General features: G+C 40.7%; 8 protein-coding genes. All 8 read left to right on the top strand.

Features of this window, described 5'->3' with window-relative positions; all coding sequences use genetic code 11:
- Positions 1-107: IS3 family transposase (locus E7204_RS03050; protein WP_295181121.1), on the top strand; the 107-nt coding region annotated here is incomplete at its 5' end.
- A 45-nt stretch (positions 108-152) separates the two neighbouring features.
- Entirely contained in the window at positions 153-1,508 is a 1,356-nt protein-coding gene (locus E7204_RS03055) for a YadA-like family protein (protein WP_295181431.1), read from the top strand.
- 472 nt (positions 1,509-1,980) lie between these two features.
- Positions 1,981-4,167, top strand: coding sequence for a YadA-like family protein (locus E7204_RS03060; protein ID WP_295181433.1), 2,187 nt, complete (start codon positions 1,981-1,983; stop codon positions 4,165-4,167).
- 157 nt (positions 4,168-4,324) lie between these two features.
- Positions 4,325-4,828: a GNAT family N-acetyltransferase gene (locus E7204_RS03065; protein WP_295181435.1), complete on the top strand. Its 504-nt coding sequence runs from the start codon at positions 4,325-4,327 to the stop codon at positions 4,826-4,828.
- Between the two features lie 34 nt (positions 4,829-4,862).
- Entirely contained in the window at positions 4,863-6,122 is a 1,260-nt protein-coding gene (larA, locus tag E7204_RS03070) for a nickel-dependent lactate racemase (protein ID WP_295181437.1), read from the top strand.
- 189 nt (positions 6,123-6,311) lie between these two features.
- The gene (locus tag E7204_RS03075; protein ID WP_295181439.1) at positions 6,312-6,677 is read left to right on the top strand and encodes a hypothetical protein; all 366 of its coding nucleotides are present in this window, start codon (positions 6,312-6,314) and stop codon (positions 6,675-6,677) included.
- Between the two features lie 283 nt (positions 6,678-6,960).
- On the top strand, positions 6,961-8,067 hold the full coding sequence (locus E7204_RS03080) for an NADH-dependent flavin oxidoreductase (RefSeq protein ID WP_295181441.1): 1,107 nt from the start codon (positions 6,961-6,963) through the stop codon (positions 8,065-8,067).
- Between the two features lie 469 nt (positions 8,068-8,536).
- Entirely contained in the window at positions 8,537-9,157 is a 621-nt protein-coding gene (locus E7204_RS03085; protein WP_295181443.1) for a 3'-5' exonuclease, read from the top strand.
- Positions 9,158-9,463: the final 306 nt, after the last annotated feature.

Below are 9,463 nucleotides of genomic sequence, written 5' to 3' on the forward strand. Positions count from 1 at the left end.
ATAAACTAAGAGATTACATAGACTATTACAATACTAAACGTATCAAACTTAAATTAAAAGGAATGAGTCCGGTAGAATACCGGACCCATTCCCAAAAAGTTGCTTAATTACTTCTGTCCAAGAAAATGGGTGCAGATCATTGGGTGGCTAAAATGACAGAAAAAACCTATGCGACTGAAGATGATCGTCAAGAGGATTTTAATACCTTAATGAAATTAGAAAGCGCCAAAATAAAGGCTATAAAAGCTTTAGACGCTTATGAAAAGAAAAATAATATTTTAGAATCTGATGTAACAGCCAAGGATTCTCTCTTATCTACCTATAAATCCACTTACGGTGCTGTTAGCGTAGGCGCTAATGGAAAAACCCGTCAGATTATCAACGTGGCTGCCGGTACTGAAGATACCGATGCTGTTAACGTAGCTCAGTTAAAAACAGTAGCCACTAAAGTAAGCGAAAACAGTGATAAGATTGCTGAAAACACAACTAAAATTAATAATCTTAATAATCGTGTCGACAAAATTGATAACTCTATTAAAAATATTTTTAATGGTGAAGGTAATTTGAATATTGATGGTGACACAGATACCGGTGTAGTAGTCAGTGCTGTTGACCCTAAAGATGCAAGTAAGGGTCTTAAAGTAAGCCTCGGCGACACCATTAAGGCTGGTGATGTTTCCATTGGTACTAAAGATGGTGCCAGCACTATTACCGGTCTTACTAATACAACTTGGGATCCTACTAAAGTTCAAGCCGACCGTGCCGCTACGGAAGGTCAATTGAAAGATGCTTTAGGTCAAGTTAATGGTTTAGTTACTCCAACTAAAATTACCGGTGACGGCAACATCCAAGTTAAAGAAAACGGTAAAAATGATTTTAGCCTTTCTTTGAACAAAGACCTCAAAGTTGAAAACAGCATTTCCGTTGGTGGCAACACTTACATTACCAACGAAGGCATCAATGCCAATAACCAAGTTATTCAAAACGTTGGCGAATCTGATTTAGTTTCCGGTTCTCATAATGCAGCTACCGTTAACCAAGTGGTAACCGTTCGTGATGAATTACAAAAATCTATCGATAACGTGGCTTCTGAAACCATGAATAACAGCCAACAGATTTCTCGTTTGGGAACAGAAGTTAACAAAGTTGCTGCCGGTGCTGCTGCGTTAGCCGCTTTACATCCATTAGATTTTGATTCTAATGAAAAATTGACCTTTGCTGTTGGTATGGGTGCTTATAAGAGTGAAACAGCCGCTGCTATCGGTGCGTTCTATCGTCCGAACAATGACATCATGTTTAACTTTGCTACCGCTGTAGGTAACAACGACAACATGTATAATGCCGGTGTTTCCTTCAAATTCGGTGAATCTTCGCCATATAACAATATGAGCAAAACCGAAATGGCTAATAAATTAGAAGCGCAAGATAAGAATATTGCTTCTTTACAAGCCGACAACGACGAATTGAAAGCTCGTTTGGCTAAATTGGAAGCAGCTATTGCTAAGTAAAATTGTATAAGTAGTCCTTAAAAAACTAATTTAATATGCTATTAATAGCAGAAAGAATAAATTCCGAGTAATCTAATTTAGGTTGCTCGGAATTTTTAGTTATTTAGCCCTTTAATGCAATAAAACCCCTGGAGCTAGTTGGTATATCAAATTTGAATGAGACTTTGATATAGTCTAATTTTTATCATAATCGTGTAATATTGTTTTATTTAACGTTTCGTTAAACTTTATAAAATCAATGAAAGATGCAAAATTCATCAAATATACACAATTGGTATAGTTTTACCTGAATGGAATAAAATTCATTGAAAATGGACTGAAATGGAGTCTATTAAACGTTTGAAGTGTTGCAATTGATAAAATAATGGATTAATATAGTGGTTAATTGATAGGGTTAATGAAGATTTCATTAAAATTTACTCTTACTTTTAATTCGATAGGTATTGAATTGGGAAATTTTAGGGGTGGGATTATGTTAAAACAAAAATTAGTGTTATCTAAGCATACAAAGAAAGCTTCGCTACGTGTTACAGCAACTTTATTGGCATTAATCAGCAGTTATTCATTCGTTTCGGCGGAAAAACTTGATTTGACGAATACAGAGGTGAATAAACCTAATACAATTGCAGATTTAAATAAAATGATTACGACGGCTATTGGTTTTGATAATTTTGCCAATAATGGAGCAACCAGTATTGGGTACTCAAATGAAGGTTGGTCGTCATCAGTGGTGGTTGGTAGTAATAACTTTGGTGTTAACTCAGTCACTGTAATTGGGATTAATTCCAAAGCCGGCGGTGGTATAGCTATTGGTAACGGTGCAACGGCCTCCCGATTTAATACCGGTTCAACGTTACAAAAACGTTATTCTAATGATTATGCTACTGCTGTTGGTAATTCGTCTTTAGCCGTTGACGGGACATCTTTTGGCTATAATGCGAGATCTAATAATAGTGGTGTTGCTATAGGGGATAGCTCTAATGCATTGAATGGCGGTACAGCACTTGGTAACGGGACTACTATTGGTGGTGCTACCTATGATCTTCATCGAGGCGGTGCAGTTGCTTTAGGTGATAGAGCCGTAGCGGATCGCACATTTGGTAAGTATGGCTATATTCCATTTGATAAGAATTTTACTGCTGATTTGAGTCTACGTTATGGTGATGCAAGAGCGAATGATATAGCACTAGCTAAAGCCAGCGGAGATGCAACGGTTATTAAGGCGGTCACTGATTTTTACAACAATAATAATATATCGGCCGATACATATAGTGAATGGAAACGGTTACGTCAGACTTACATGGCATATTATCAGGGCTATAATCAGCAACTAGCCAAAATGACTACTACAACGTATGCTGATGAAGCGGCGCGTCAGGCAGATTATAATACTCTACAGGCATGGGATGCGGCACAAAAAGATGCTAGTAGTAAGTTAAACGATTTTGAAGCCGCAAATAACATAAATGAAGATAGTGTTGCCGCTAAAAACTCCATTTTGGCTACCTATAAATCGACCGAAGGTGCTGTAAGTGTAGGCCGCTCTGCCGTTTATGATAAAAACGGAAACCTTATTAGACAAGCTCAAACACGTCAAATCATTAACGTAGCGGCCGGTAGTGCCGATACGGATGCCGTTAACGTGGCTCAGTTAAAAACTGTAGTTACTAAGGTAACTGAATTTAATAATGTCATAAACCAAAATATCACTGATCTTACAAAACGTGTAGATAAGATTGACGAATCAGTTACTAATTTAGTTAACAACAATAATTCATCTGGCGGACAAGGCAGTAATCAAGGTACTACCAATCCAGGTGCTACTAATCCGGGCGAAGACAGATCAGCCGATAACACCGGTAATACAGGCAACACAGATGATAGCGATAATACCGGCACTGCAGGTAATACAGGCAACACAGATAACAATGATAATACCGGCAATACAGATAATGGCAGTAATGCGGGCAATACCGGCAGTGCAGGGGCAAGCTCCGGCACAACGGCAACTAATGATGTACCGGCTAATCTTATAGTAGAAAATAGCATCACTGTAGGCGGTAATACTTACATTACTACCGAAGGCATTAATGCGAACGGCCAGGTTATCAGCAATGTAGGCGAATCCCCATTAGTAGCCGGTTCCAATGCTGCCGCTACTGTAGGCCAGGTTGTTTCCGTTCGCGATCAATTACAAGAATCCATCGATAGTGTAGCAGCTCAAACGATGAGCAACAGTCAGCAAATTTCTCGTTTGGGAACAGAAATCAATAAAGTAGCTGCCGGTTCGGCTGCCCTAGCCGCTTTACATCCGTTAGATTTTGATTCTAATGAAAAAGTATCTTTTGCCGTAGGTATGGGTGGTTATAAAGGTGAAAAAGCAGCTGCTGTAGGTGCCTTCTATCGTCCTAACCAAGATATTATGTTCAACATTGCCGCATCCATCGGCAGTGGCGATGACATGTACAATGCCGGCGTCTCCTTCAAATTTGGTGAATCTTCGCCATATAATAATATGAGCAAAACCGAAATGGCTAATAAATTAGAAGCTCAAGATCAGAAGTTGGCTGCCCAAGATAAAAACATTCAATCTTTACAAGCCGATAACGACGAACTAAAAGCACGTTTGGCTAAATTGGAAGCAGCGCTTGCAAAATAATAATTTAATATAGTTATATTAGGGCTTGGCTGAGTAATTGGTCAGGCCCTTTTATTTTTTACACCTTAGGAAACCGGTATAACAACCTTTCGTCCCTAATTACGCGTTCATGTGCTATAATTGTTTATAACAAACTTGAGAAGAAGAGGTGCTTTACATGAAAGCAGAGATTACAGTGCGCCGTGGCGAACGCAAAGACATTCCCACTTTATTAGACATTTACAACTACGAAGTGGTGCACGGTGTAGCAACACTGGATATTCAGCCGCGAACCATTGAAGAGTGGACAAGTTGGTTTGAAGCCCATAATATCAAAAAACATCCGCTCTTGGTGGCTGAAATCGACGGCAAGGTTTGCGGTTATGCTACCTTATCCGAATATCGTAGCAAAGAGGCCTATGCCAGCACGGTGGAACTATCCATATACATCGACCCCAATTATCGTGGTAAGGGCGTAGCCGGTCGCTTGATGGGGGATATTTTGCAAATGGCCAAAGACGATGATTCCATACATCTCGTGGTGTCCGTTATTACGGCTGGCAATGAGGCGAGTGTATCATTGCATAATAAATTTAACTTTACATTTTCCGGCAAAGTTCCTGAAGTTGGCATCAAACAGGGGCGCTATCAGGACACGGAGACATATACATTACTGGTGTAAGTGTAATAAAGCTATTAAAACGGAGGTTTTACACATGAAAACTTATTCTTTTCACTATGGCGATCAAATGGTGGAGTGTACGTTGGATGAAAAACGCATTATCGGTGAATTGCACATGGCGGAAACGCCGGTTATTGCAGATCCGGTAGCAGCCATTAAGGAAGCATTGGCTAATCCTATCGATTCTAAACCGTTCAAGGAATTATTTAAAGCCGGTGAAACCGTTGCCATCATCGCCAACGATACAACCCGTATTGCCAACACCCATGTTTTCATGCCGATTATTCTTGATGAATTGAACGAAGTGGGGATTCCTGATGAAAATATCAAGATAGTTTTCGCTTTAGGGACACATCGTGACATGACAGAGGCCGAAATGATTAGCGAAGTGGGGATGGAAGCAGCCGGCCGTGTGGCTATGTACAACTCCAGCGCTAAAAAGAAAGAAGATTTTATCCATGTCGGTACCACTTCATTTGGCACCGATGTATGGCTCAATCGCCATGTAGTGGAAGCGGACCATATTATTTGTACCGGCTCCGTGGTCCATCATTTCTTCGCCGGCTTCGGCGGCGGTCGTAAAGCCATTTTGCCGGGCGTAGCGTCATATGAAACGATTCGTCAAAACCACAGTTTAATGCTCGATGATAAAGCGACTATCGGTCATTTGGAAGGCAATCCTATTTATGATGACCAACTGGAAGGTGTAGCTATGTGTCCGCCAACCTTCTTGTTAAACGTTGTTTTAAGTGGTGAAAAAGAATTTACCGGCGTATTTGCGGGTCACTATATTACGGCTCATAAAGCAGCTTGCGATTTTGTAAATAAACAAAACGGTATTGAAATTGACCGTCAGGCACCGATTGTTATTGCCTCAACCGGCGGTTATCCGAAGGATATTAATATTTACCAGTCCCAAAAGACCATGGATAATGCAGTACGTGCGGTAGCACCGGGCGGTGTGGTAATCTTATTGGCTGAATGCCGTGAAGGCTCCGGTTCGCCGATTTTTGACCAAACCGTGAATGATTTCCATTCCATTCAAGCCATTGAAGACTCCGTGCGTCACGATTTCCAAATCGGTCGTCATAAAGCCTATGCCGTGACCCGTTTGATGAAAAAAGCGGACTTCTATTTGATGTCCAGCCTCGATGACGACTACGCTCGTAAAGCCTTTTTCACACCGGTTCACTCCTTAGAAGAAGCACTTAAGTTGGCCGAAGCAAAAGTGGGTAAAGACGCAGAAATCCTACTCATGCCTCATGGCTCCTACACGGTACCGATTTTAAAATAGAATAAGAGACAGGATCGTAAACCGGCTTTTAAATAGTCTAATACGCCAAATAACTGAATATATAAGGCTTGGCAGCCCCTAAGTTTAGAAAATATTGAAAATTTTAAATTTAGGGGTTGCATTTTTTTAGAACATGCTTTATACTAAACAAAGTAAATGCATGTGCATGCATTTAGAGGAGGTGAATACATGGTATTCATGAATCGGTGGTTAGCCGATTTAAGACGTATTAAAGAAATTACCGATGCTTTAAGTAAAGCGTTAGAAGCAAAAACATCATTAACATTAAACGGGTATTACGTATTATATTTCTTGGCGCACAGCGAAGAAAAGAAAATGCGTTTAAATATATTGCAAGAGTATATGGGGCTTAGTCAAAGCGCTATGTCGCGTATGATCGTTCGTATGGAAGGCAGCCATTGCGGTTCTATTCGACGGGTTGATTGCGACTGTGATAAACGTGGCGTATACATTGCCATTACGGATTGTGGCATGGAGCGTTTGACAGAAGCACAAGCTGTAGTAGAGGAAGTGCTACAGACGTATTACCAATAACGGACTACAGCATTGATGATAGTAGGCGCTGTAAGTTGCGTTTGGTAATTCCAATCTAAGCAGTAATGAGACGTGATTACTGCTTAGGTTGTTTACATATATTTTTTTACATAGATACATGCATGAGCATGCATATAGAAAGACGAGCATGCTTGTGGTTAAAATTCCAATAGGTGAAACTATTGTTTAGATAGAGAACAGATGGCGCTAAGTAGTCATCATAACCGGTTAATAGGATGACACACGAATAGCGGTCATTGTCAGCAATAAAGGAGATTTTTAGATGAAACAGATAACGGAACAGGTAAAATTACGAAATGGTGTTGTATTGAAAAACCGTTTGGCCATTCCGCCGATGACAACCCGTATGAGTTATTATGACGGCTCGGTAACGGGCGATGAAATTGCGTACTACGGTATGCGTACCGGCGGTGCGGGCTTGTTCATTACAGGCGTTGCCAATATCCAAGAAAACGGTCTTGGTTGGACCGGAGAGCTTGGTGTGTATGACGATAAATTCCTTCCCGGCCTTTCCAAATTAGCAGCGACCATGAAAGAAAACGGCACGAAAGCGATTCTTCAGATTTTCCACGCCGGTCGTATGTCTGATCGCAAAACATTGGGCGGTGAACAACCGGTAGCGCCGAGTGCTTATGCGGCAGGCCGCGCAGGCTCCGAAGTGCCTCGTGAACTGACTAACGATGAAATTGAAGAAATCATTGAAAACTTCAAAAAGGCGACGGTTCGTGCTATTAAAGCCGGTTTTGACGGCGTTGAACTTCACGGTGCCAACCATTACTTGTTGCATCAGTTCTTTTCACCACATTCCAATCGTCGCACCGATAAATGGGGCGGTTCCATGGAAAAACGCTACACCTTCATTGAACGTGTTGTGGATGGTGTTATCGAAGTGGTAAAAGAATCGGGTCAAAAAGACTTTATCGTAGGCTATCGTTTCTCCCCACGTGAAGAAACCGATCCGGGCTTCAATTTGGAAGAAACCTTGTGGCTTGTAGATAAATTGGCTGATAAAGAACTTGATTATCTCCATATTTCCCTGACGCGCTATGATCGTGCTACGGATATAGAAAAATACGCTGACAAATCTATGTTGCAATATGTGTATGAAAAAATCGACGGTCGTTTACCGCTAATTTCCGTAGGTGATATTCATACCCGTGAAGACGTGGAAGTGGCGCTCAAATACTCCGATATTGCCGCCATCGGCACCGGTGTATTGATTGACCCTAAGTGGTTCCACAAAATTTTGGCTAATCGTGACAGCGAAATCCGTCAAACCTTGAATCAACAAGATCGTGATTTACTCATGATTGCGCCGGGGACCTATGCCTTCATGGAAATGAAAAACCCACACTTATTGATTAAATAAGAACGAACAAGTTGTTTTAAAATCGAAGTAAAACAGGCACACAGTTGCCTTTGATATGACCTCAGCCACCGGCTTTTACATAGATATATACTGAAAGACTTAATAGGGCACCTTCCCTCGTAGGGAAGTTTATATAGAATTACTGTTAAAAAATATTGCACAATACACCGTAAGGCGGCTTGCATAGAAGAGAGAGCTATGCGAACTGTTTACGGTGTTTTTGTATTAATACGTAGCGAGCACGAGACGTGCTTTTTCGATTGTAAAAAATCTTTTTTTACGTATAAACAGATGATAAAACCTATCATATGGAGTATAATAAAGGGTAGATGTTTCGATATAGTAGTGGCATAGAATAAGGCCTCCACTTGTCATGTGATATGACATAACGAGAAGGTGTATTGGTCTTATAATTGCCTGAAAATAAACGTAGATTGATTATTTAATTCACAATAAAAGGAGTTTACATATGTTAAATTTTGTTGCCATTGACTTTGAAACAGCCAACAAATATGCCAATAGTGCCTGTTCGTTAGCTGTAGTAACCGTTGAAAACGGTCAGATTACCAAACGCGGTTACAGTCTCATTAAACCGCCGTTTATGCAGTTTGATGAAGAATGTATCGCCATTCATGAGATTTTACCGAAAGACGTAATGGATAAACCAACTTTTGATAAATTATGGCCCGCTATTTACGAAAATCACTTGAAAGGTAAATTAGTTATCGCCCATAATGCGAAGTTCGATATCGGCGTATTGCGAGCCACGTTAGACCATTATAATATTGAATGGCCGGAACTTGATTACACCTGTACCGTCAAAATCTCCAAACGCGTATGGCCTGATTTGCAAAACCATAAATTAAATACGTTGGCTGCGTATTTAGGCTATGAGTTCAAACATCACTATGCTTTGGATGATGCGGAAATTTGTGCGCAGGTAGCCATTGCGGCGGCTAAAAAGCGTGGCGTTCAATCTATGGACCAATTATTGGCGAACATTGGCCTTGCTAAGGAATCCTTTATTACGGAAGATCGTCGTGAAAAGGTAAAAGAAGAAGCATCGGGTGAACAGATGTCGTTCTTCTAAGAGGTCATTCTTCTAAGACGGTATTTGGTACTGTCGGCGTAAGCGCAGTTAGTTTATTTAGTAGTTTTCAGGCTACCGGGATAATATCGGTGGCGTCAATTTTTTACAATATAAAGTTAATATGATGCGGGGTGGCGTATGAGCGGCAAAGCAGTAGTAATGAGTTATACGGGACGAGAAATTTTAAAACATGTGGACCATACTTTATTGAAAGCGACGGCCGATTGGTCCGCTATCCAGCAATTGGTGGAAGAAGCGGTGGAATTTGAAACCGCTTCTGTTTGCATTCCGCCGTCTTATGTGAAG

Origin of the sequence: Veillonella sp., assembly GCF_015058545.1 — a bacterium.
Taxonomy (GTDB): Bacteria; Bacillota; Negativicutes; order Veillonellales; family Veillonellaceae; genus Veillonella_A.